General features: G+C 59.2%; 23 protein-coding genes and 1 pseudogene. 2 read left to right on the top strand and 22 right to left on the bottom strand.

Translation table 11 applies throughout. The features are described from left to right. The 17 genes from ACQG19_RS23460 to ACQG19_RS23380 all read right to left on the bottom strand — a co-directional run bounded on the left by ACQG19_RS23460 (position 1) and on the right by ACQG19_RS23380 (position 14660). Positions 1-1230, bottom strand: a complete 1230-nt coding sequence (locus ACQG19_RS23460) for a beta-ketoacyl-ACP synthase (protein WP_020687725.1) — start codon at positions 1228-1230, stop codon at positions 1-3. Next, the gene (locus ACQG19_RS23455) at positions 1227-1958 is read right to left on the bottom strand and encodes a 3-ketoacyl-ACP reductase FabG2 (protein WP_246932315.1); all 732 of its coding nucleotides are present in this window, start codon (positions 1956-1958) and stop codon (positions 1227-1229) included. Before ACQG19_RS23455 ends, ACQG19_RS23460 begins: the two co-directional genes overlap by 4 nt. Continuing rightward, the gene (locus tag ACQG19_RS23450; RefSeq protein ID WP_023620062.1) at positions 1955-2428 is read right to left on the bottom strand and encodes a 3-hydroxy-fatty acyl-ACP dehydratase; all 474 of its coding nucleotides are present in this window, start codon (positions 2426-2428) and stop codon (positions 1955-1957) included. The genes ACQG19_RS23455 and ACQG19_RS23450 overlap by 4 nt, the downstream gene beginning before the upstream one ends. Next, the gene (locus ACQG19_RS23445; protein ID WP_047351931.1) at positions 2425-3594 is read right to left on the bottom strand and encodes a beta-ketoacyl-[acyl-carrier-protein] synthase family protein; all 1170 of its coding nucleotides are present in this window, start codon (positions 3592-3594) and stop codon (positions 2425-2427) included. The genes ACQG19_RS23450 and ACQG19_RS23445 overlap by 4 nt, the downstream gene beginning before the upstream one ends. A 1-nt stretch (position 3595) precedes the next feature. Beyond that, the gene (locus tag ACQG19_RS23440) at positions 3596-4174 is read right to left on the bottom strand and encodes a DUF3261 domain-containing protein (protein ID WP_028027933.1); all 579 of its coding nucleotides are present in this window, start codon (positions 4172-4174) and stop codon (positions 3596-3598) included. Further along, positions 4174-6495 (bottom strand): MMPL family transporter, encoded by a 2322-nt coding sequence (locus ACQG19_RS23435; protein WP_246932316.1) that lies wholly within the window; start codon positions 6493-6495, stop codon positions 4174-4176. Before ACQG19_RS23435 ends, ACQG19_RS23440 begins: the two co-directional genes overlap by 1 nt. Further along, a complete protein-coding gene (locus ACQG19_RS23430) occupies positions 6464-7069 on the bottom strand; it encodes a LolA family protein (protein ID WP_062935246.1) in 606 nt (201 codons plus the stop codon). The genes ACQG19_RS23435 and ACQG19_RS23430 overlap by 32 nt, the downstream gene beginning before the upstream one ends. After that, positions 7066-7488 (bottom strand): acyl-CoA thioesterase, encoded by a 423-nt coding sequence (locus ACQG19_RS23425; RefSeq protein WP_023620066.1) that lies wholly within the window; start codon positions 7486-7488, stop codon positions 7066-7068. Before ACQG19_RS23425 ends, ACQG19_RS23430 begins: the two co-directional genes overlap by 4 nt. A gap of 3 nt (positions 7489-7491) precedes the next feature. Beyond that, a complete protein-coding gene (locus ACQG19_RS23420; protein ID WP_246932318.1) occupies positions 7492-9183 on the bottom strand; it encodes a glycosyltransferase family 2 protein in 1692 nt (563 codons plus the stop codon). Next, positions 9174-9527: a hydroxymyristoyl-ACP dehydratase gene (locus tag ACQG19_RS23415; RefSeq protein WP_148790524.1), complete on the bottom strand. Its 354-nt coding sequence runs from the start codon at positions 9525-9527 to the stop codon at positions 9174-9176. The genes ACQG19_RS23420 and ACQG19_RS23415 overlap by 10 nt, the downstream gene beginning before the upstream one ends. After that, a complete protein-coding gene (locus ACQG19_RS23410) occupies positions 9514-10863 on the bottom strand; it encodes an AMP-binding protein (RefSeq protein WP_058678232.1) in 1350 nt (449 codons plus the stop codon). Before ACQG19_RS23410 ends, ACQG19_RS23415 begins: the two co-directional genes overlap by 14 nt. Continuing rightward, entirely contained in the window at positions 10856-11452 is a 597-nt protein-coding gene (locus tag ACQG19_RS23405; protein WP_246932320.1) for a hypothetical protein, read from the bottom strand. Before ACQG19_RS23405 ends, ACQG19_RS23410 begins: the two co-directional genes overlap by 8 nt. Continuing rightward, a complete protein-coding gene (locus ACQG19_RS23400) occupies positions 11424-11675 on the bottom strand; it encodes an acyl carrier protein (protein ID WP_020687737.1) in 252 nt (83 codons plus the stop codon). The genes ACQG19_RS23405 and ACQG19_RS23400 overlap by 29 nt, the downstream gene beginning before the upstream one ends. A gap of 12 nt (positions 11676-11687) precedes the next feature. Then, a complete protein-coding gene (locus ACQG19_RS23395) occupies positions 11688-11945 on the bottom strand; it encodes a phosphopantetheine-binding protein (protein ID WP_010436544.1) in 258 nt (85 codons plus the stop codon). Continuing rightward, a complete protein-coding gene (locus tag ACQG19_RS23390; protein WP_013099156.1) occupies positions 11926-12741 on the bottom strand; it encodes a lysophospholipid acyltransferase family protein in 816 nt (271 codons plus the stop codon). The genes ACQG19_RS23395 and ACQG19_RS23390 overlap by 20 nt, the downstream gene beginning before the upstream one ends. Then, a complete protein-coding gene (locus ACQG19_RS23385) occupies positions 12738-13460 on the bottom strand; it encodes a beta-ketoacyl synthase chain length factor (protein ID WP_047351937.1) in 723 nt (240 codons plus the stop codon). The genes ACQG19_RS23390 and ACQG19_RS23385 overlap by 4 nt, the downstream gene beginning before the upstream one ends. A gap of 150 nt (positions 13461-13610) precedes the next feature. Next, positions 13611-14660, bottom strand: coding sequence for an AI-2E family transporter (locus tag ACQG19_RS23380; protein ID WP_013099154.1), 1050 nt, complete (start codon positions 14658-14660; stop codon positions 13611-13613). 109 nt (positions 14661-14769) lie between these two features. On the opposite strand from ACQG19_RS23380, the pseudogene ACQG19_RS23375 reads away from it, so the two are divergent. Then, positions 14770-16022: pseudogene (locus ACQG19_RS23375) on the top strand (MFS transporter). 4 nt (positions 16023-16026) lie between these two features. Here ACQG19_RS23375 and ACQG19_RS23370 read toward each other — a convergent pair. Both ACQG19_RS23370 and ACQG19_RS23365 read right to left on the bottom strand, forming a co-directional pair. Then, positions 16027-16584: a DcrB family lipoprotein gene (locus ACQG19_RS23370; RefSeq protein WP_013099152.1), complete on the bottom strand. Its 558-nt coding sequence runs from the start codon at positions 16582-16584 to the stop codon at positions 16027-16029. A 72-nt stretch (positions 16585-16656) separates the two neighbouring features. Further along, positions 16657-17322, bottom strand: coding sequence for a 7-cyano-7-deazaguanine/7-aminomethyl-7-deazaguanine transporter (locus ACQG19_RS23365; protein WP_013099151.1), 666 nt, complete (start codon positions 17320-17322; stop codon positions 16657-16659). Between the two features lie 167 nt (positions 17323-17489). On the opposite strand from ACQG19_RS23365, the gene tusA reads away from it, so the two are divergent. Then, positions 17490-17732, top strand: a complete 243-nt coding sequence (gene tusA, locus ACQG19_RS23360) for a sulfurtransferase TusA (protein WP_014833603.1) — start codon at positions 17490-17492, stop codon at positions 17730-17732. A gap of 4 nt (positions 17733-17736) precedes the next feature. Here tusA and ACQG19_RS23355 read toward each other — a convergent pair whose 3' ends face one another. From ACQG19_RS23355 to ACQG19_RS23345, 3 genes are read right to left on the bottom strand one after another with little or no spacing between them, the layout of a single operon-like run. Further along, a complete protein-coding gene (locus ACQG19_RS23355) occupies positions 17737-19023 on the bottom strand; it encodes a TRAP transporter large permease (protein WP_023621483.1) in 1287 nt (428 codons plus the stop codon). Between the two features lie 10 nt (positions 19024-19033). Continuing rightward, positions 19034-19543, bottom strand: a complete 510-nt coding sequence (locus ACQG19_RS23350) for a TRAP transporter small permease (RefSeq protein ID WP_023621484.1) — start codon at positions 19541-19543, stop codon at positions 19034-19036. A gap of 11 nt (positions 19544-19554) precedes the next feature. Next, positions 19555-20526 (bottom strand): TRAP transporter substrate-binding protein, encoded by a 972-nt coding sequence (locus ACQG19_RS23345; RefSeq protein WP_246932323.1) that lies wholly within the window; start codon positions 20524-20526, stop codon positions 19555-19557. Positions 20527-20626 lie beyond the last annotated feature (100 nt).

The following is a 20626-nucleotide window of genomic DNA, read 5'->3' as shown; positions in this document are numbered from 1 at the left end:
TTACGCCCAGCGTTTGATAATGATTGAGGTATTGATGCCGCCAAACGCGAAGTTATTGCTTTGCAGATACTCGCAGTCAATCTGACGGGCTTCCCCCATAATATAATCTAAAGCACCACATTGCTCATCCGGTTGTCTTAAATTGAGCGTCGGGGCAAACCAGCCTTCACGCATCATCTGCACGCTCATCCACGCTTCCAGCGCACCGCAGGCACCTAACGTATGGCCAAAATAGCTCTTCAGCGAGGAGAGGGGGACCCTGTCGCCAAAGATGGCCGCAGTGGCCTGGCTTTCGGCGATATCACCCCGATCGGTGGCGGTGCCGTGGGCGGAAATATACCCGATGTCCGTGGCGCCTAAACCGGCCATTGCCAGCGATTGCTCCATGCAAATCTGCATGGTTTCACGCTGCGGCTGGGTGATATGCGCTGCATCGCAGTTGGTGGCAAAGCCCACGATTTCGCCGTAGATGGTCGCCCCGCGTGCTTTGGCGTGCTCCAGTTCTTCCAGAATCAGCGTGCCTGCCCCTTCGCCGATGACCAGACCATCGCGCGCGGTATCGAAGGGCGACGGCGTGGTTTTCGGCGCGTCGTTGCGCTGGCTGGTGGCGAACAGCGTATCAAATACCGCCGCCTCTGAAGGACAAAGCTCCTCGGCGCCCCCGGCGACCATAACGGTCTGATAACCATGGCGAATGGCTTCCCAGGCGTAACCAATCGCCTGGCTGCCGGAAGTACAGGCACTCGACGTGGGAATGACGCGCCCCCGCAGACCAAAGAACAGGCCGGTATTGACCGCGGTGGTGTGCGGCATCATCTGCACATAGGTGGTGCCGGTGATGTTGTTGGTGTGTTTTTCCATCAGCATGGAGGCAAAGTCGCTTACCGGGCCCGTGCTGCCCGTGGACGACCCATAGGCGATGCCGGTTTGCCCCTGCGTCAGTACCGGGTCATCGATCAGGCCCGCCTGCTCAAGCGCCAGTTCGGTGGCGCGGGTGGAGAGCAGCGACACGCGGCCCATGGCGCGAATGCGCTTGCGGGTATAGTGTGCCGGAAGGGTGAAATCCTCGATGGGGGCGGCCAGCAGCGTTTGCAGACCGGCATACTCTTGCCACTCCGTCATGGTGCGCACGGCGTTTTCGTAGCCGAGCAGCCGCTGTGAAATGGTCGGCCAGTCCTCGCCAAAGGCGGTCACGCCTCCCATTCCCGTAATCACCACCCGACGCGTCATAACATCCCCCCGTTGATCGAGATCACCTGGCGTGTCACATAGCCTGCCCGGTCTGACATCAGATAACTCGCCAGACCGGCCACCTCGTCCGCCTGACCCATGCGCTGCATCGGGATCATGGACATGGCCTCTTTCAGCGCGGCCTCTTCCATCTCGATCATGCCGGTATCAATCAGCCCGGGCGCGATGCAGTTGACGGTAATTTTGCGTTTTGCCAGTTCAATGGCCAGCGCTTTGGTGGCGCCGATGATACCGGCCTTGGCGGCACTGTAGTTCACCTGTCCGCGGTTGCCCATCACGCCTGACACGGACGACAGGGTGATAATCCGCCCGCCCTTGCGGGTTGCGATCATCGGCATGATGCAGGGATGAATAACGTTATAAAAACTGTCGAGGTTGGTGTGGATGACGCTATCCCAGTCCTCGTGGCTGAGCGCCGGAAACGCGCCATCGCGGGTTATCCCGGCATTGCTGACCACGCCATACCATGCGCCAAAGGTGCTGATTTCCTGTTCCAGAACCTCGCGGCACTGCTCGCGGTTGCCCACGTCAAAGGTCAGTAAACGACCCGTTCCGCCAGCCTGAGCAATGGCCTCCAGCGTCTCATGCGCGCCATCAGCATCGCGATGGTAATGCACGCCTACGGTGAAACCGTCAGCGGCAAGCTGACAGGCGATGGCGCGGCCAATGCCTTTGCTGGCGCCCGTGACCAGTACGGAACGTGTCATGATGAAGCTCCCTGAGAGAAAAGTGAGGTTAATTCGTCCTCGCTGGGCTGGAACGTATTCACGCGGCCCGTGGCAAGGGGGGCGTTATCCGTCTGGATTGTGCATTCAAAGCTGCCAAAGCGTTCGTCCTGCATCAGGCGCTCAATGGTAATGGTTAACGTAGTGCCTGCAGCAAAGCGGCCCGTGCTGCACACCAGCTCGCGCGCGCCCAGCACCATGCCCAGCGGGCTGTGGGGCAGGCCTTTTTGCAGACGGTGCCATTCAGACCAGACGCCCACGGTCTGGGCCATCAGTTCCAGCGCAAACCAGCCCGGCAGATCGCCGTCAACGTTCAGGAACGGCGCAAGCACACCGTGCCCGTCGACCGTGACGCTGCACACCGCGCTGCTGTCGGTGACACGCTCAACGCGCTCCAGTAGCATCATCGGTGCGTCGTGAGGCAGGTAGTCGGCGGGGGATAAATAACTCATGACACTCTCCCCAGCAGAAGGCTGGCGTTGTTACCGCCAAAGGCGAATGAGTTCGATAAAATCACCGGTTTTGTCAGCGGCGCATGCTGATGCAGCAGGCCGCAGGGCGGCAGCGTGTCGTCCGGCGCGTAGCGGGAAAAATCCTGCGGCGGCAGCGGCAGGTCACGGGTCAGGATCAGCCAGCTTAATGCGGCTTCAGTGATCCCGGCCGCGCCAAGCGTATGGCCGGTGAGGTGTTTGGTGGAGCTGCACGGTACCCGGTCGCCAAAGAGGGCGTTAATCACGTGCGCCTCAATCCGATCGTTGAGGGGAGTGGCGGTGCCGTGCAAATTAATATAGCCCACGTCATCTGCCGTCATGCCTGCCTCCTTCAGCGCCTGGGTAATGGCGCGAATGGCGCCTTCTCCCTCGGGATGTGGGGCAGAGATATGGTACGCATCGCTCGATTCACCCGCCCCCAGCAGCGCAACCTGATCCGGTTCGCGCGTCAGCACCATGAGGGCCGCCGCTTCACCGATGGTGATCCCCCGGCGGTCTCGGCCAAACGGTTCGCACTGCGTGGGCGAGAGCGATTCAAGGCTGTTAAAACCATTGACCGGCATACGGCTTAAGCTGTCTGCCCCGCCTACAAGGGCGACGTCCACCAGTCCGGCCTCAATCAGACGCTGTCCGCTGATGATCGCCCTGGCGCTGGAGGAGCAGGCAGTCGAAATGGTATACGCCGGGCCATCCAGCTGCAGCCAGTTGGTGAGGAAGCGGGAGGGATCGCCCAGTTCCTGCTGCGGGTACTGCCATTGCGGGCTGCGTTCGCCGTTCAGGGAGAGGCGCACGTACTCATCGCCTTCATCCAGCCCTGAGGTGCTGGTGCCCAGCACCACCGCCACGCGGTCGCGGCCCACGCGGGCGATGGCTGCCTCAACGGCAGGCTGTATCTGTGCCAGCGCCGCCAGCAACAGCTGATTATTACGGCTGCGGTGTGCTGCCAGGCTATCCGGTATCGGCGGCAGCTCACCCTCAACGCCGCCCAGCATGGCATCAGGTAATCCTTGCAGCCATCCGGCGCGATGACGCATACCCGGCGCAATCCCGGCGTTCAGGTTGGCCGCGATCTCATCGGCCGAGTTGCCCAGCGCGTTGACCATGCCAACAGCGGAAATGTAAATCATCTCAGTCACCCAGATATTGAATGGTGATGTGGTATTTAAAGACGTGCTGCGCAATGCTGATCGGCTCGCGCTTACCGTTGCGTTGCAGGTAGACAATCTCGGTGACCAGCTTGCCGTCAGGGTTACGCAGTTCGCGTCGGGTGCCAGTATCCTTTAGCGTCCAGCCCTTCGGCAACTGCGGCTGCCAGGCGCTGAGCGGCCAGTGGCTGAGCATCACATCCGCCAGCACCTGGCTGGCGGGCGGTAGCTGGGGCATAACGACCGACTGCTCGGTATGGATCCCGGTGTTGTCATAGGTCGCGAGAAACAGGCGGATCCCCACCGACGAGAGCCCGGCAAGCGTCACTTTTTGCCCGTCAGCGTTCAGCAGAACCAGCAGCGACTGGGTCTGACCGTTAAACCGGCCGGTCAGCAGCTGCTGAGAACGGATGGCTGGCGTAATGCCCGGCGGTGGCAGCGTCACCTGCGTGCCCGGCTGAAGCCAGGCCAGCGGGCGAGTTTCTTCAGTATCGGTCGAATGGCTGCAGCCTGCCAGCAGCAGCGTCGCAGCCAGCGCGGCGGCGCGGTAAAAAGCGTTCATCATGGTTTTCTCTCGTTCCTGGCTGGCATCGCCAGCGGGGCCAGCAGGAAGGCGGTGAAAATACCGCTTACCAGCACAATTCCAAAGCTGCTGATGGCCTGCGTCGCGCTGAACACCAGCATGCCCAGCGTCAGCAGCGTGGTCATCATCGCCAGGGTGATAGCCAGCATCGACGTCAGCGGCGTGCCGCGCGGGTTGCTGAAAAACAGCGTGTAGTTGATGCCAATGCCGAGTACCAGCACCAGCGCCAGCAGTGAAAACAGATTGACGGAATGCCCGGCGACGGCCAGCGCCGCCAGCCCGCAGCTGAGCGACAGTACCGACGGCACCAGGCTGATAAGCCCCTGACGCCAGCCAAGTCGGATTATGGCGCCGCAGGCAATCGCCGCCAGCGCTACGCACAGTAGCCCCGTCAGCAGGGTGCGGTAGAGGGCAAACAGGCTGTCAAAACTGGCCTTACGATCGATCCAGACGACCCCTTCATGCTGTGCCGCCCGTTCACTCAGCGCCGCACTGTTTTTGACGCCGTCCACCGGGACGAGCACGCCGCTTTCGCCGCCCGGCAGGGTCAGCCAGAGCAGACGCCAGCCTTCGCTGGCCGGGCTGGTAAGCCAGGTGTCCACGCTGACAGGCATTGGCGTCAGATCCGGTGAGACGGTGTTCAGTCCGGCGCTGTGCAGCACGTTCATTACCGCAGGCGCAGCGTGGTGCAGCAGCGCCAGATCGCTTTTTTGACGCTTCATGGAGTTCAGCGGCAGGGTTCGCCAGCTTGCCAGCTCACCCGCTTTTTGCGCCTGCGCCAGCGCAGGGGTAAAGGCCTCCAGCCGCTCCAGCGTCTGCTGGGCTGACGTGCCGTAAACCACAAACCATTTCTGATCGACGCGCTGGCCGGTCAGGGCGGTAATGGTCTTCTCCTGCGCCAGAATCGTTTTCGGCAGCGCCTGCAGCTGGGCGATATCGTCGTCCACCTTCAGGGTGGCAATACCTGCGGCGGAAATGAGCGCCAGCGTGACGGGCAGGCCAACCGCGAGTGTTTTATTACGTCGCCAGGCGGCCAGCCAGCGCGACATCGCTTTGCTGGCCGGAACCGGGCGTACCGGCAATCCACGGCACAGCCAGGGGTGCCAGAATATCACCGTCAGGCACGAGGCGCTCAGCCCCACGGCGGCAAACAGCGCCATCTGGCGGATCCCGGGGAAGGGGGCCAGCATCATAATCAGGTACGCCACGACGGTCGTCAGAAGCGCCAGCAGCAGGGCATTACGCACTTTGTCCAGACTTTGCCACGGCGAGTTTTCGCCACCGTGCACCAGCCGTTCGGTCAGGTAGTAGAGGGTGTAATCGGCCGAAATACCGATGATGCTCATGCTCATCACCAGCGTCATCAGATGCAGCTCGCCAAAGAACAGCAGGGTGGCGACCGTGCCCGCCAGCGCGCCGATGGCAATGGAGATCGCGCACAGCAGCAGCGGACGCAGGGAGCGGAATGTCGCCACAATCAGCAGGAGTACGCCCAGAAGGGTGGCGACACCCAGCGTGGAGATATCCCGTTTGGCCTGCTGGCTGGCGTAATCGCTGTAAAACACCGTGCCGCGAGACAGCAGTTGCGCCTGTGGGTAATGCGTTTTCAGCGTCGCCTGCAGCGCGTTCAGGGTGGTCACCAGCCGGTGGGTTTGCTGCATATCAAAAGAGGAACCGGCCAGCTCGCCGTGCAGCAGATACCAGTAGTTTCCGGCGTCATCCTGCGTCACCAGCCAGCCGTCCATCAGCCGCAGCTTCTGGCCGTTTTGCGCCAGCGCGAGCTGCGCGCCGCGCATCAGCATCAGCGGATCGTTTTGCAGCTCCTTGCCGCTCACGCCGGAAAAGGCCGAGTAAAGCTGAGATAAAACCCACTGCGCTTGCGCTTCACCGCCGTTTTGCAGGCGGGCGCGGGTGGCGGGGTCAATCATCCCGTTGCGGTGCTGCCAGAAAAACTCGCCCCAGGCTTGTTGCCCGGTGGCGTCCATGGGCCCTTTGACCTCGCTCAGCGCTCCGCTGCGTTGCAGCAGCGTCAGCCACTGCTGCGCCACGCGCGGATCGGGTTTTTTGCCGGGGCTGACTAGCCAGACCAGCTGACGGTCGAGCCGCTGCATAAAGCCGTCGTTGAGCGCCGGAGGGATCGCCCCCAGCGTCTGTGTCGGTAACATGGCCAGCACGCTGCTGTTCAGGCGCGCGCCGGGCAGCAGCGACACCAGCAGGCCCAGCATAATCAGGCATCCCGCGGCCCAAAGCAGCGCCGGGCGCAGAGATTTACGGTGCGGCAAAGCGTTGGCGTTCGTCATCGGTCAGGCTGGCGGGTGTCAGTCGGTGACTGGAGAGGGTGATATCCGTACGGTCGCCCTGTTTGTCGTTAAGACGAATAGACTCCAGAAAGGCCGCACCGCCCAAATCGAGGGTGGCGAAAATGGTGTTCAGCGGCGTCGTGGTGGGCGTGAGCACCAGCGACCAGCGGCCCTCTCCCAGGTCTTGAAAATCGATGCGGAAATTCTCTTCCAGCACCTTGCGGTCGGCCTGGAACAACGCCCGCAGCAGGTGGTTGAACTGGAACATCTGCGGATTATTGTCGGCGGTAATGGTCTGCGGCGGCTGGCCGTTGATGGTCTGCACCATCCGTTTGTCATCCAGCAACAGCGTCATGGGGAACGGGGCTTTTTGATCCCACAGCAGGCCGCTGTCACGGGCGATCACCATCTCGCCCTGCGAACGCAGCGGCTGCGGCATGTCTTTGATCGTACGAACCTGCTCGAAGTGGGCGCGCACCACGGGCTGTTGCGTAAACCGCTGCTGCAGTTCATCCAGCGTCACGGCGCTGACCAGCGGGCTAAACATCAGTGCCAGCAAAGGCAACCATTTCATGGCGTGACTCCCATACGTTCAAACAAGATCCCCGGGCTGACAAAGCACATTTCGCGGGTGGCTTCGTCGACCGCCACCTGGATGGTGTAACCGGTGGTGGTGCGTTTACCGGTCTGCGCGTCGAAGATTTGATAGGCAATGCGCAGGCGGTTTTCATACTCTTCAATCTGCGCCCGGACCCGGATGCGTTGTTCAAAGGTCACCGCATCGCGGTATTTCACCCGCGTATCGACCACCGGCCAGACATAGCCGGAGGCTTTCATCTGGCGATAGCCGTAGTCGAACTGATTGAGCAGCGCTTCGCGGGCTATTTCAAAGTAGCGGAAATAGTTGCCGTGCCAGACCACGCCCATCATGTCGACGTCGTGGAACGGGACGGTGATTTCAACTTCCGTCGTAAAGCGGGGATCGGTCAGCACCCTTTACTCCTTCTCGCTGATTTCGGGCAGTTGCCAGAAATCGAAAAAATTAAACCAGTCGAGCGGTGACAGCAGGGCGTAATGTTCCAGCCGCTGCGCGTAGCGATCGACGGTATGTTGCAGCGCCTGCTGACGTTCACCGCGCGGCAGCAGCAGCGGGTCGGCGAACGGTTCGCAGTGCAGGGTCAGCGTCCCCTGCTGGCTGAGGGCAAAAATCAGCACCACCGGACAGCGCAGAATGGAGGCCAGGATAAACGGCCCCTGCGGGAACGGCGCGGGCTGGCCCATAAACGCGCTCCAGATCACGCGCCAGCTGCCGCCGCGCTGCGGCGTGACGGCGATACGATCGCCCACGATGGCCACCCATTCGCCGCGATCCAGCTTTTCTTTGATCAGGATAGCGGTCTCCGGGCCGATGTCAGTGACGGGCATCAGGTGAATGCCCGCCTGCGGAGCCATCTCTTCCATAATCTGCTTAAAGCGTTGGGCGTTATCGCTAAAGACCAGGGCGTTGATGGTTTTCCCCCCTTCACGCTGTGCCAGCGCCCGGCAGGCTTCCACGTCGCCAAGATGCGAGGCCAGCAGCAGTTTACCCTGTGGATCGTCCAGCCCCAGCGCCTCGCGGGCACCCGGTGCAAACACCAGATCGCGATGCAGCTTCATCTCGCCGCGCCAGCTGGCCACTTTGTTCAGCATGGCATGACCAAAACGCAGGAAGTGAAAAAAGCTGTTCAGCCGGGGGGGCGGTGGGATCTGTCGCTGTGCCATGACCTCTTTAACCCGCCTCAGCCATTGCCGCGACGCCTGACGCGCCGCACGGGCGGTAAGCCAGTAAACGGCGGTGACCGGCCACAGCAGGAGGGTGAAGGCCTTGCGCCCAAGCAGTTGCCAGACGCGTAACATCAGGCGCATACCCCATAGCCCTTTGACCTCCTGCTGTTGCGCCCAGTGCTGCGGGCGACGGCGCATCAGCAGGGAAGGGATGCGCGGCAGCATCCCCAGGAACAGACGGGTATGCATCAGCGAGATGCGCACGTTGTCTTTTAGCGCATCGAAGTGAGATACACCGTCTGCCGGGTAGGTGACGCGGGTGGGCAGAAAATAGCTGGGCGTGCCCTGCCAGTAGAGGCGGACCATCACTTCAGTATCAAAGTCCATGCGCTTGCCGAGCGGGGTACGTGCGGCAAGCTGCATCACCGGCGTGATCGGATAGACCCGAAAGCCGCACATGCTGTCTTTAAGCTGCAGGGACAACGTTTCAATCCAGACCCAGACGTGCGTTATCCAGCGTCCGTAAAGGCGCGAACGGGGTATGGAGTCATCGTAAACGGGTTGACCGGAAATCAGCGCCTCGGGGTGACGTTGCGCCAGCGCCAGAAAACGGGGGAGATCTTCAATAGCGTGCTGGCCGTCGGCATCCACCTGGATTGCATGAGTGAAGCCGCGCTCTGCGCAGGCTTTCAGCCCCGCCATTACCGCCGCGCCTTTGCCGCTGTTTTTCGCCAGACGCAGCAGCGTAACCTGCGGATGCTGCTCCGCTAACTGCGCCAGGATGTGGTGCGTGCTCTCTTCGCTGCCATCGTCAACCACCAGGCACGGGAGGTCAAACGGTGCCAGACGTGCGAGCACCGCGGCCATCATCGCACCGTGGTTGTAGCAGGGGATCAACACGCAGGGGCGGAACGTTACTGACATAGGCGAATCTTCCCGCTGCTGGCGGTATGGCGTTCACTGCCCGCATGGCGCTGGTAGCTGAAGCTGAGCATCTGACGGGCAGGGTGCCAGTCAAGGATCAGCGTCACCGTGTTGTCCGGCAACAGCGGGGCCGCAAACTTCACATTCTGAATGCTGTGAAAACGGTAGCCCGGTGCCATCAGGGTGGTAGCGTAATGCATCACCCAGTCGAGTTGTGCAACGCCAGGGAGCAGGGGCTGGACAGCAAAATGTCCCTTAAACCAGAGCTGGTCAGGATCAAGATAAAGCGTTATCTCCAGATGCTCCGGATGAGTCTGGTGGCGATCGATTTCATGAATCTTCATGAAATAACTCCTGTAGCTGTGCAGTCACACGCTTGTTCATACTGTTGACCGGGATTTCATCGACAATGCGCCAGTAGCGGGGCACGGCAACCGGTTCAAGGCAGGGGCGAAGGGCGCGACGCCACGCGGATTCCTGGGCATTTTTACCCCCGTTGTCTCTGTGCAAGCGCGCCGCGTCACTGAGTACCAGCAGCACGCCAATGGCCTGACGACCACGGCGAGTGACCGCCAGCGCGGCGGCGTCGCAGATGCCGTCCAGCGCCAGTAACCGCTGCTCAATCTCATCGAGCGAAATGCGTTTATCTTCAATTTTGACCACCCGGCCACGGCGTCCGATGATGTTGAACTGCCCGTCAGCCGCGAAATGCAGGATATCATCCAGCACGACTCCTTCAGCCTCGCGGATCAGTGGCGACGTCACCCGATCGCCGTGGAACGTCACGCCGGGAAACGGCTGCCAGAGCGTTGTCTCATCCAGACGGTGACGCCAGGCCATAACGCCCGTTTCGGTGCTGCCGTAAATTTCATCAGGCCAGACGTTCAGCCAGTCATGGCAAGGAATGATGTCGCGCCAGGGCAGTTCGCCCCCGGCTGAGAGCAGCAGGGCAACCGGAGGCGGCACAAGCGAGGTGTCGAGCCGCTTGAGGAATGCCGGGCTGCTGATAAAGAGGTACCGTTTGTCCTGCGGCAGCGCTGACAGCTGTTCTGCGTACTGCAGCAGGGAGGCATGCAGCGGCAGGCCAAGCGCCATGGGTAAGACAACACGAAACGTCAGGCCATACAGATGATGCAACACCACGGAGGCCACGACGTGACAGCCTGTCAGCCGTTCGCCAAACCGATCGGCGAGCAGACGGGCTTCCCGATCCAGGCCGATCACCGGCTTAATCACCCGCTGCGGCGTGCCGGTGGAGCCAGAGGTAAAGAGCTCGATAACGCGCGTCTCGTCAATGGCAGGCAAGGGGGAAAAGGGGGTGTTTGTCGGCGCAGTGGCGGTGACCAACCGCAGTCGCCCTGAAAACTCGAGCGTGGTGTCGCTCAGGACGCCGCTGAACATAGCCCGCTGTTCATTAAGCTGCGCCCCCCGGCTGTGCCCGGGGAGCACGGGGGTTTTACCCGCATGAAGCGTCGCCAGCAGGGCGACGATAAAAAGATAGCCGTTTTCAAAACAGAGCGCCCAGCGCTCGCCCTCTTCCTGACGCAGCGCGTCGACCAACTGCGTAACATCGTGGCGCAGATCGCCCAGCGTCCAGATACGATCGTCAAGCCAGGCGACAGGCGTCTCATCAGGACGCGGGGCGTTTAGCCACTGGCTCAGAGGAAGCGGTTTATCCATCGTTTTTTATTACCCGTTGTCGCACCAGCCATTCACCCGCCATTAACGTTCCCATCAGGATGTAGGAAAGCATCCCGTTCCACAGCGTCCACAGGCGCAGGTCGGCGTACAGCAAGGTAAACAGCGCGACTGCGCCATTGCCGATAAAAAAGCCGCACCAGACTTTCGTCACTTTACGTGTGTAACGAACCCCGGCAGGAGACAGGTGGGGCTCCCGTATCCGCGCCAGCCGTTCCACCATCGGCATGGATGTCCACAGCGAGCCCCCAAAGACCACCAGCATCACCAGATTAACGACCACCGGATAAAACAGCACCCACAGGTGAGCGTGGAAAAGGCTCGCCACGCACAGCACTGCCCCGGCCAGCGTCACGCTCAGGAAAACGTAGCGCAAGGGGCCGCGCTGCTGGCGCGTCTGCCAGACACGCAGCAGCAACACCAGCGCCATCAGGGGCAATATCCATTGCAAATGGTGGCTTGCAAGGCCATAGCCAATCAAAAACGGCCAGGCCAGCAGCATCAGGCCCGTCAGTATCGGGATGAGCGGAATGGCAGGCACGTCAGGCGTCGCGCTGGAGTTGTTCCACAACGTCGACGATGTCCTGAACGGTACGCACCGCTTTGAAGGTTTCAGGCTTAATTTTATGCCCCGTCTTCTTCTGCAGATTAACCACCATATCTACGGCATCAATGCTGTCGAGATCCAGGTCTTCGTAAAGCCGGGCCTGCGGCGTAATGAGCTCAGGATCGAGTTCAAAAAGTTTAATAAGAAGCGCAGAGACTTCCTGATAAAGGGTTTCTTGTTCTGTCATAGCGGGTCATTCTCAGGCGCGTTGTTGATGAATAAAAGCGGCGAGCGTGGCAACGGAATAGAAGTGCTGACGCATCTCGTCGCTCTCGGCAGAAAGCACTACGCCGTACTGATTTTTCACAGCCAGCCCCAGCTCCAGGGCATCAATAGAGTCCAGACCCAGTCCGTCACCAAACAGCGGAGCGTCGGTGTCGATATCCTCTGGGGTAAGTTCTTCCAGATTCAGCGTAGAGATAATGAGATTCTTAATTTCAAGATAGAGCGCTTGCATCTTTCATTCCTGACAAAGATTGAAGACCGGATGTTAATTGCTGCTGCATATGCCGGTTTAACTGCCTTGCCGCCAGCGCAGGTTCGTGCTGGCTCGCATCGTAAAAATCATGAATGTTGATGCGTTCGCGAACATCCACGGTAAAAATGGGTTTTTTGGGCGGCACATTGTACCAGCGACTCTGTTTATCCAGCATGCGTTCGCTACAGTGGATCACCACCACGCGCAGAGAGCTGTTGCAACGAACGGCAATATTCGCCGCTCCCCGCTGCAGGGTAATGGCTTCGCCCACGCGGGTGCGGGTGCCTTCCGGGAAAATCAGCAGGGTGTCGCCCTGCGCCAGACGCTGCTGGCTGGCACGAAGCAGCGTTTCTGCTTCGCTGTTGATCAGGTAATCGGCTGCACGGATCACGCCGCTGACAAAGGGGTTACGCAGCAGCGCGCTTTTCACCAGACAGTCGGTTTCGTTCATCACCGAGGCGAGGATCACATAGTCCAGCAGCGAAGGATGGTTGGCTATCACCAGGCAGCCGCGCTCGGCGCGCAGAACGTCCAGATTGTTAAAGCGGTAATCCAGCACGCCGGTTCCGCGAACGACCGCCAGGAACAGCCGAAAACTGGCGGAGATGCTGCGTCGCGCCAGTCGGCGGCGTGCCGTGCGATCGCGCTGAAAAATCAGCAGCAGGTTAAACCAGACCAGCGACAGCAGCAGCCCGCCAAGGCCAAACAGGGCGAAGCAAAACCCGGTCATCAGCATGCGCCATAACCGATCGAGGCGGGAGAGGATCTGGCTCATTGGCGCGTCCACTGCCACTGCAAACGCTCGCCTGCCAGGGCAAATTGCCGCGCGTCGCTCAGGTAATGTCGCAGGAACTGAAGGCTTTGCGGCAGCGCGGGCTCTTCCCCTGTGCTTTCGCGATGGGTTTCACAGCAGAGCGCGTCCCCGGCTTCAATCACCAGCGCAAGGGCGTAAGGCCAGACGGGCATCTGCGGCGGGAGCCCGGCGTGATAAAACGCGGGCAGGACGCCGTCAAAATCCACCAGCAAAACGCGGGAGTAGCCCGCGTGAAGCAGACTCAACACTTCGCACAAACTTTGCTGGAAGGTGTCCATCCCGGCGGAGACCGAGGATGAGACAATCGGCTGACCTGCAGTGATCGTAAGATTGCCGACCGCGGCGTTATGAACAGACATTGCAAAATCGGTGGGGGAGACGGGTTGCTCCGTCGCCAGCGCTTGCAGAATACGGTAGTTGCGTTCCAGCTCGCCATGGCGGCTGCTGTAGACCACGGCATCGATACGATGTTTGCGCAGCATCGCAAGACCAATATCCACCGCCAGTTTACTGCCCGAATTGAGGCGGCGGGCGGTCATCATCGGCAGATCGGTCAGTTTTGCAAGCGGCGCGGCGGGATCGATGGCGTCAGACTGGCGCGACCATGCCTGCCATGCGTCGGCATCGCTGAGTCCTGGCGCTCTGGCCTGCCAGTCGATAATGGTGAGGGTAAATTTCATCTACGCGCGTCCGCGATAAACCTGTTTCTGTGATTTTTACTTCGCAAGCGCGATGTTACAGCGTACATCGTACAGTGTTGTCGCAGGCTTGCGAATAACGTTTCTCCTAAAAATTTCCCGTAGCGTCATGTTCCGTCTCACCCCAGACGATTAACCGGGAAGCCGACTCTTGGGTCGGCCCGGCCCCAGCAGTATCGCCAGTTTGCTGCCGCCTTTGGTGGTCTCCATCCAGATTTTACAGACGCTGGTGAGCGGTACCGACAGCAGCATCCCAACCGGGCCCAGCAGCCATCCCCAAATCAGTAAGGATAAGAATACCACCAGCGTCGACATGCCCAGCCGGTGGCCCATCATCCGTGGTTCAAGAATATTCCCCAGCACCATATGCACCACGAGGAACAGCGCCCCCACCAGCATGCACTCATAAAAGCCATTAAACAGAAACGCCTGAATCATGGGCGGCACGGCGGAGAGTACCGCGCCAATGTTGGGCACGTAGTTCAGCAAAAACGCCAGCACTCCCCACATCAGCGCGAACTGCACGCCCATCAGCATCAGCCCCAGCCAGACAATCACGCCGGTCCAGACGCTCAACAGGGTTTTTAAGGCCAGATATTTGGAGACGCCCTTTAACGCGCGGTGTAAACCGGCGATGTGAATTTGCGGATTATTCAGCGCAAAGCGCAGCTTATAGGGCACGTGGCGCACTTCGAACAGCATAAACACCACCGTCATGACCAGCAGCAAAATGCTGGCCATAGCGCCGGACAGGCCGGTCATCAGCGTGGTGGCGTAGGTCATGATTTTTTCGGAATCCATCCGGCGCAACATCCGTTCCGGCGAAATATGCAGATTCAGAAACGGCATCATCTCCTGAAGCGCCACGATCTTGCGCGTCAGCTCTTTGTTGTATTGCGGCAGCATCGTGGAGAATTCGCTCAGCGAGGCGGCCAGCACGCCGAAAAGAGCGGTGAGGGCAATCAGCATCACGATAACCACAATGGTTATGGCCACCGGGCGGCTGATACCCCGGCGCAAAAACCAGGTCACCAGCGGGTTAAGCACAATGGCAAAAAAGAGCGCCAGCAGAAGCTGGACAATAATATCGGCGGCAGCATGGATACCGGCGAGGATCACCACCAGAGAGGCGAGTTTTAACAGGATGTGGAGTCCTGCTTTGTCGGGCGGGTTAGGGGTCATTCGTGTTCCTTAATGTGATTGCCCGTTAAGTGTAGTGCGCGGGTTTCGCTTCGTCTGGCACCGTTAATCTGAAAGTCGCTGCTGATTTTCTGCTGGCGTCGTGGTAATAGTGAAACACTGTTGCAAAAATCCAGGTAAAACCTCATGCCCGAACCCGCCGCCGAACCGGCATTAAGCGGATTACGCCTTAATCTGCGCATTGTCTCCGTTGTGATTTTTAACTTTGCCAGTTATCTGACGATTGGCCTGCCGCTGGCGGTGTTGCCGGGCTATGTGCATGACGTGATGGGGTTTAGCGCATTCTGGGCGGGGCTGGTGATTAGCCTGCAGTACTTCGCCACGCTGTTGAGCCGCCCGCATGCGGGTCGCTACGCGGATCTGTTCGGGCCGAAGAGCATTGTGATCACAGGATTATGCGGCTGTTTTCTCAGTGGCCTGAGTTACCTGCTGGCGGCAACGACCAGCCACTGGCCGTTGGTCAGCCTGGTGCTGCTGTGCCTGGGCCGGGTGATCCTCGGTATTGGGCAAAGCCTGGCAGGAACCGGCTCGACGCTGTGGGGCGTAGGCGTGGTCGGGGCACCGCACATTGGCCGGGTCATCTCCTGGAACGGCATTGTCACCTACGGGGCAATGGCGCTTGGCGCCCCGCTTGGGGTGATGTGCTATGCGTATGGCGGACTGTACGGGCTGGCGGGCACCATTATGGTGGTCGCGCTGGTGGCGATCCTGTTTGCCCTGCCGCGCCCGAAAGTGAAGGCCAGCAAAGGTAAACCGCTGCCGTTCCGGGCAGTGCTGGGGCGCGTCTGGCCGTATGGTATGGCACTGGCGCTGGCAACTACCGGCTTTGGGGTGATCGCCACCTTTATCACGCTGTTTTATGACGCCAAAGGCTGGGATGGGGCGGCCTTTGCGTTAACCCTGTTCAGCTGTGCGTTTGTGGGTGCCCGTTTGCTCTTCCCGAACGGTATTAACCGCCTGGGCGGGCTGAATGTGGCGATGATCTGCTTTGCGGTTGAGATTGTCGGGCTGCTGCTGACCGGTATAGCGACCGCGCCGTGGATGGCAAAAGTTGGCGTGTTCTTCGCCGGAGCCGGTTTTTCGCTGGTCTTCCCGGCGCTGGGTGTGGTGGCGGTGAAAGCCGTGCCGCCGCAGAATCAGGGGGCGGCGCTGGCAACCTACACGGTGTTTATGGATATGTCGTTGGGCATTACCGGGCCGCTGGCAGGGCTGGTCATGGCCTGGGCAGGCGTGCCGGTTATCTATCTTGCGGCTGCGGGTCTGGTGGTGATGGCCCTGATGCTCACGTGGCGGCTAAAAAAATGGCCCCCGATGCAGGCACCGGAGGCCACGTCATCATCCTGACGTGTTACTGAATCACGATGGTGTTGATGATATTTTCAGCGGCAGTCTGCGCTTTCTGCTGATCTTCCGCTGGCAGGGTGATCTGCAGGGTCAGCAGTTTGTTATCAACCTTACCCAGCACCACGGAAGAGTAAGCTGTCTGACCTTTTGCAGAGATAATGCTGTCCAGCTGCTGCAGCGTGTGGCCTTTCAGTTCGATGGACTTGTTCGTCACCACCTGCAGCTGCGGGTCGCGGCTGCGCTGCTGATCTTCCAGACGTTTGGACAGCACGGCCAGGTCTTCGCTGGTATCGTCGCCCACAATCACAATCACCGCTTTCTGCCCGGTTGCATCGGAATAGACGTGCATGTTGTTCGCCTGGGTACCCAGCTTACCGCTCTGGTCAGTCATATCCGCTGGCAGAGAGAAGCTGAGTTTACCGTCCAGCAGGTTCACCGGCTGACCGGTTGCGTTGCTCTCTGCAGACGCGCCCTGAGCAGGCGTTTTCGTGTCGCTGTTATCACAGGCTGCAAGGCCGACAACCAGCAGGCCAATCCCGACATATTTAACCAGATTGCGCATTGACTTCTTCCTTTCGATAAACGGCCATAACGGCTCATTTGTCCATCTTATCACAACTGATAAAGCGAACCCTTAACCAGCCTGCAATGCTGTGATTTCAGATTTATCTGCCAGTCTTTTCAGCAGCATATTCAGCAGCACGCCGTACATCGGCAGGAAGAAGACAATGCTGATAAGCACCTTGAAGCAGTAGTCCACCAGCGCAATTTCCATCCAGTGTTCGGCCATAAACGCATCCGGGCTGTGCCAGAAGGCAATGAAGAAGAAGGCCAGCGTATCGCTGACGTTGCCGAACAGCGTCGAGGCGGTGGGGGCCATCCACCAGCGGTGATTCTGACGCAGGCGGTTAAATACGTGCACGTCGAGGATCTGCCCCAGCGCATAGGCCATAAAGCTTGCCGTGGCGATTCGGGCAACAAACAGGTTGAAGTGGGTTAACGCCTCAAAGCCCTGCCAGCTTCCCATGTAAAACAGGGAGGAAATAACGTACGACACGAACAGCGCCGGCAGCATGACCGCAAAAATAATGCGGCGAGCCAGCGGTGCGCCAAAAATACGCACGGTCAGATCGGTGGCGAGAAAAATAAACGGGAAGCTGAACGCGCCCCAGGTGGTATGGAAACCAAAGATGGCGATCGGCAGCTGCACCAGATAGTTACTGGAGGTGATCACCAGCAGATGAAAAAGCGAAAGCCAGAACAACGCTTTTACGCGCTGCGATTCAGAAAACGGCGTCATATTGTGACCTTTTTATACGTTGGGGTGAGGGAACCCAATAAAAACCGCAGCATGATACTGCTTTGGCAGGACAATGCAATGGTTAGTTTTTGCGCAACCGTTAACCTGGTTTGCATTGCTGGCTACGGGGCGTAAACTACAGCCGTTTTTATCTGACCGAGAACACCATGACCGATCTGTTTTCCACTCCAGACCACACCCTTGATGCGCAGGGCCTCCGCTGCCCTGAGCCGGTAATGATGGTGCGCAAAACCGTGCGCAATATGCAAACCGGCGAAACGCTGCTGATCATCGCTGACGATCCGGCAACCACCCGCGATATCCCCGGTTTTTGTACCTTTATGGAGCATGAACTGGTGGCACAGCAGACCGAAGCGCTGCCGTACCGGTATTTAATCCGCAAGGGGTAACCCCCTACTGCATGCCTAACAATCCCGGCAGCCACAGCGAAATCGCCGGGATGTACGTTATCATTCCCAGCACCAGCAGCAGCATGCCGTAAAACGGTAGCATCGCGCGCACCACATGCTCGATTTTCTGCTTGCTTACCGCACTGGCCACAAACAGCACCGAACCCACTGGCGGCGTGATAAGCCCGATCCCCAGATTCACCATCATGATCATCCCGAAATGCACCGGGTCGATCCCAAGCGACTGGGTCACCGGCAACAGCACCGGCGTCAGGATCAGAATGATCGGCGCCATATCCATCAGGGTGCCAATCAGCAGCAGCATGATGTTGAGGTACATCAGGATCACGTACTTGTTATCCGAGAGCGAGGTGAAGAACGCCGTAATGCGCACAGGCAACTGCATGTAGGTCATCACCGCGCCAAACGCCGCCGCAAAGCCAATCAAGATCATCACGATAGTGACCGTTTTCACCGTCCGGCACATCAGCTTAGGCAGTTCGCTCCATGTGTAGTCGCGATAGATGAACATGGTGACAAAGAATGCCCACAGACAGGCGACCGCCGCGGATTCGGTGGCGGTGAATATCCCGGACATGATCCCGCCGAGGATAATTACCACCGTCATCAGCCCCCACAGAGCGTCCAGCAAAATCTTCAGTGCCTGTTTGAAGGGGATTTTTTCGCCTTTTGGATAGCCGCGCTTATGGGCAAAGCACAGGCACAGCGTCATCAGGCACAGTCCCAGCAGCAGCCCCGGCAGCACGCCTGCGATAAACAGCGTGGCAATGGAGACCGTACCGCCTGCGGCCAGCGAGTAGATCACCGAGTTGTGGCTGGGCGGGATTAAAATCGCCTGCACCGACCCGCTGGCGGTGACCGCCGCCGCATACTCGCGGGGATACCCCTTTCTCTCCATCTCCGGGATCATCACGCTGCCGATGGAGGCCGTATCCGCCACCGATGAACCGGAAATCGCGCCGAAAAAGGTGGAGGCCACAATATTCACCAGCGACAGCCCGCCGCGAATAAAACCGACAAAGACATACGCGAAATTCACCAGCCGTCGGGCGATGCCGCCTTCCGCCATGATCGCCCCCGCCAGGATGAAAAACGGGATCGCCAGCAGGGTAAATTTGTTAACCCCGCTGGTGATCTGGATCATCAGCGCTTCGAGCGGTAACTCGATCCACAACGCGCCCGCGACGGCGCTTAAGCCGACGGCAAACGCCACCGGCATACCCAGCGCCAGCAAAATGGCGAGGGTGAATAACAAAACGAATGCATCCATTGTTCACCCCTTAACTGTGGTTGCCGATCAGCACCACAGGACGGTTTTCCTGTGAGCCAAACAGCAGACGTTCAATGACAAACAGGATCAGCACCGCAGAACCAATCGGCAGCGGCAGATAACTCTCCCCTGACGTCAGGATCGGAAACTCGGCGACCGGCTGCTCCCAGAGCTCGACACACAGCCAGTAGCTGTACCAGAACATAATCAGCGAGGTCAGCAGCATCAGCAGATCCACCACGCGCGCACACGCTGTTTTCAGCATGTCTGGCAGTCGGTCGGTCAGCATGTTCACCGCGATGTGTGACCCGGCACGGTAGCTCACCGCCGCGCCGATAAACGTAAAGGTCACCATGCAGATGATGGCAATCGGCTCCGGCCAGGATTCACCACGATTCAGCACATAGCGCGAGAAGATGCCAATCGGGATCACCACCGTCATGACCAGCAGCGCGCATCCCGCTACGCCCATGGCGAGCAGATACAGCCGGTCCATCCACTTCAGGTAGAGTTCGGACATACGTTCTCCGTTTACTGAACGTCAGCAATGGCTTTCATCAGGTCCTGATGCTTTTCGCCATACTGCGCGCGCACCGGCTCTGTGGCTTTGATAAATACCGATTTGTCGATCTCGTGGAACTGCACGCCACCGGCTTTCATCTTCGCCAGCGCCTCGGCGTTATAGGCCTGCCACAGCTTGCGCTGTTCGAACTGCGCTTCGCGCGCCAGGGCCAGGATTTTCTGCTGTTCGTCTGCGCTGAGCTTGTCCCATTTCACTTTTGAGTAGAGCAGCATTTCCGGGGTAATGAAGTGGCCGCTGAGGGTATAGTTTTTGGCGATCGGCATATAGTTATGGGCGATGAAGGTCGGCGGATTATTCTCAGCGCCGTCGATTACGCCGGTCTGCATGCCGCTGTAGACCTCACTGACCCCCATTGCCACCGAGTTAGCCCCCATGTCTTTCAGTGTCGCCAGCGCCACCGGGCTTCCCTGAACGCGGATTTTTTTGCCTTTCAGATCCTCCGGTTTGACGATCGGCGTTTTGGTGATCAGGTTACGGGTGCCGGAATCCATCCAGCCGAGAAACACCAGCCGCGATTTGGGGTTGGCGGTCAGTTTGTCGCCAATCTGCTTGCCGATATCGCCGTCGATGACTTTGTGCATGTGGTCTTCATCGCGGAACACATAGGGCAGGGTAAAGACTTCGATATCGGGCAGGATCGCCGCCACCGGAGCCATGGAGACACGGATCATGTCGATCGCCCCCATCTGCGCCTGTTCAATCATCTGCTTTTCATCCCCGAGCACGCCGCCGGGAAAGACCTTGATCTCCAGCTTGCCGTCGGTTTGTTGTTTGAGTTTCTCCCCCATGTGCTGTACGGCTACCACGTTCGGGTAGCCTTCAGGATGCACATCGGCGGCTTTAATGGTTTGCGCAGAAACGGAGCAGGCAAAAGCAGACAGACACAGAGCGGCCAGTAACGGCTTGAGGGTCGTTTTCATCAAGTCAACTCCAGGGTAGTGAGGTAAGTGTTAAAACGGTGTTTTAGTTTTGTACGTTTAAAAATTACACTATGGCCTGGAAAACGGAGGTGAAGCGCCT

Source organism: Enterobacter cloacae complex sp. 277I4 (genome assembly GCF_050031465.1).
Lineage (GTDB): Bacteria > Pseudomonadota > Gammaproteobacteria > Enterobacterales > Enterobacteriaceae > Enterobacter > Enterobacter cloacae.
The sequence above is the reverse complement of the archived record's forward strand: the minus strand, read 5'-3'. Positions and strand labels throughout refer to the sequence as shown.

Bases quoted from the DNA above. Each gene is read 5' to 3' on its own strand.
- ACQG19_RS23460 (WP_020687725.1), bottom strand. From the start codon at position 1,230: ATGACGCGTCGGGTGGTGATTACGGGAATGGGAGGCGTGACCGCCTTT.
- ACQG19_RS23455 (WP_246932315.1), bottom strand. From the start codon at position 1,958: ATGACACGTTCCGTACTGGTCACGGGCGCCAGCAAAGGCATTGGCCGC.
- ACQG19_RS23450 (WP_023620062.1), bottom strand. From the start codon at position 2,428: ATGAGTTATTTATCCCCCGCCGACTACCTGCCTCACGACGCACCGATG.
- ACQG19_RS23445 (WP_047351931.1), bottom strand. From the start codon at position 3,594: ATGATTTACATTTCCGCTGTTGGCATGGTCAACGCGCTGGGCAACTCG.
- ACQG19_RS23440 (WP_028027933.1), bottom strand. From the start codon at position 4,174: ATGAACGCTTTTTACCGCGCCGCCGCGCTGGCTGCGACGCTGCTGCTG.
- ACQG19_RS23435 (WP_246932316.1), bottom strand. From the start codon at position 6,495: ATGACGAACGCCAACGCTTTGCCGCACCGTAAATCTCTGCGCCCGGCG.
- ACQG19_RS23430 (WP_062935246.1), bottom strand. From the start codon at position 7,069: ATGAAATGGTTGCCTTTGCTGGCACTGATGTTTAGCCCGCTGGTCAGC.
- ACQG19_RS23420 (WP_246932318.1), bottom strand. From the start codon at position 9,183: ATGTCAGTAACGTTCCGCCCCTGCGTGTTGATCCCCTGCTACAACCAC.
- ACQG19_RS23415 (WP_148790524.1), bottom strand. From the start codon at position 9,527: ATGAAGATTCATGAAATCGATCGCCACCAGACTCATCCGGAGCATCTG.
- ACQG19_RS23410 (WP_058678232.1), bottom strand. From the start codon at position 10,863: ATGGATAAACCGCTTCCTCTGAGCCAGTGGCTAAACGCCCCGCGTCCT.
- ACQG19_RS23400 (WP_020687737.1), bottom strand. From the start codon at position 11,675: ATGACAGAACAAGAAACCCTTTATCAGGAAGTCTCTGCGCTTCTTATT.
- ACQG19_RS23395 (WP_010436544.1), bottom strand. From the start codon at position 11,945: ATGCAAGCGCTCTATCTTGAAATTAAGAATCTCATTATCTCTACGCTG.
- ACQG19_RS23390 (WP_013099156.1), bottom strand. From the start codon at position 12,741: ATGAGCCAGATCCTCTCCCGCCTCGATCGGTTATGGCGCATGCTGATG.
- ACQG19_RS23385 (WP_047351937.1), bottom strand. From the start codon at position 13,460: ATGAAATTTACCCTCACCATTATCGACTGGCAGGCCAGAGCGCCAGGA.
- ACQG19_RS23380 (WP_013099154.1), bottom strand. From the start codon at position 14,660: ATGACCCCTAACCCGCCCGACAAAGCAGGACTCCACATCCTGTTAAAA.
- ACQG19_RS23370 (WP_013099152.1), bottom strand. From the start codon at position 16,584: ATGCGCAATCTGGTTAAATATGTCGGGATTGGCCTGCTGGTTGTCGGC.
- ACQG19_RS23365 (WP_013099151.1), bottom strand. From the start codon at position 17,322: ATGACGCCGTTTTCTGAATCGCAGCGCGTAAAAGCGTTGTTCTGGCTT.
- tusA (WP_014833603.1), top strand. From the start codon at position 17,490: ATGACCGATCTGTTTTCCACTCCAGACCACACCCTTGATGCGCAGGGC.
- ACQG19_RS23355 (WP_023621483.1), bottom strand. From the start codon at position 19,023: ATGGATGCATTCGTTTTGTTATTCACCCTCGCCATTTTGCTGGCGCTG.
- ACQG19_RS23350 (WP_023621484.1), bottom strand. From the start codon at position 19,543: ATGTCCGAACTCTACCTGAAGTGGATGGACCGGCTGTATCTGCTCGCC.
- ACQG19_RS23345 (WP_246932323.1), bottom strand. From the start codon at position 20,526: ATGAAAACGACCCTCAAGCCGTTACTGGCCGCTCTGTGTCTGTCTGCT.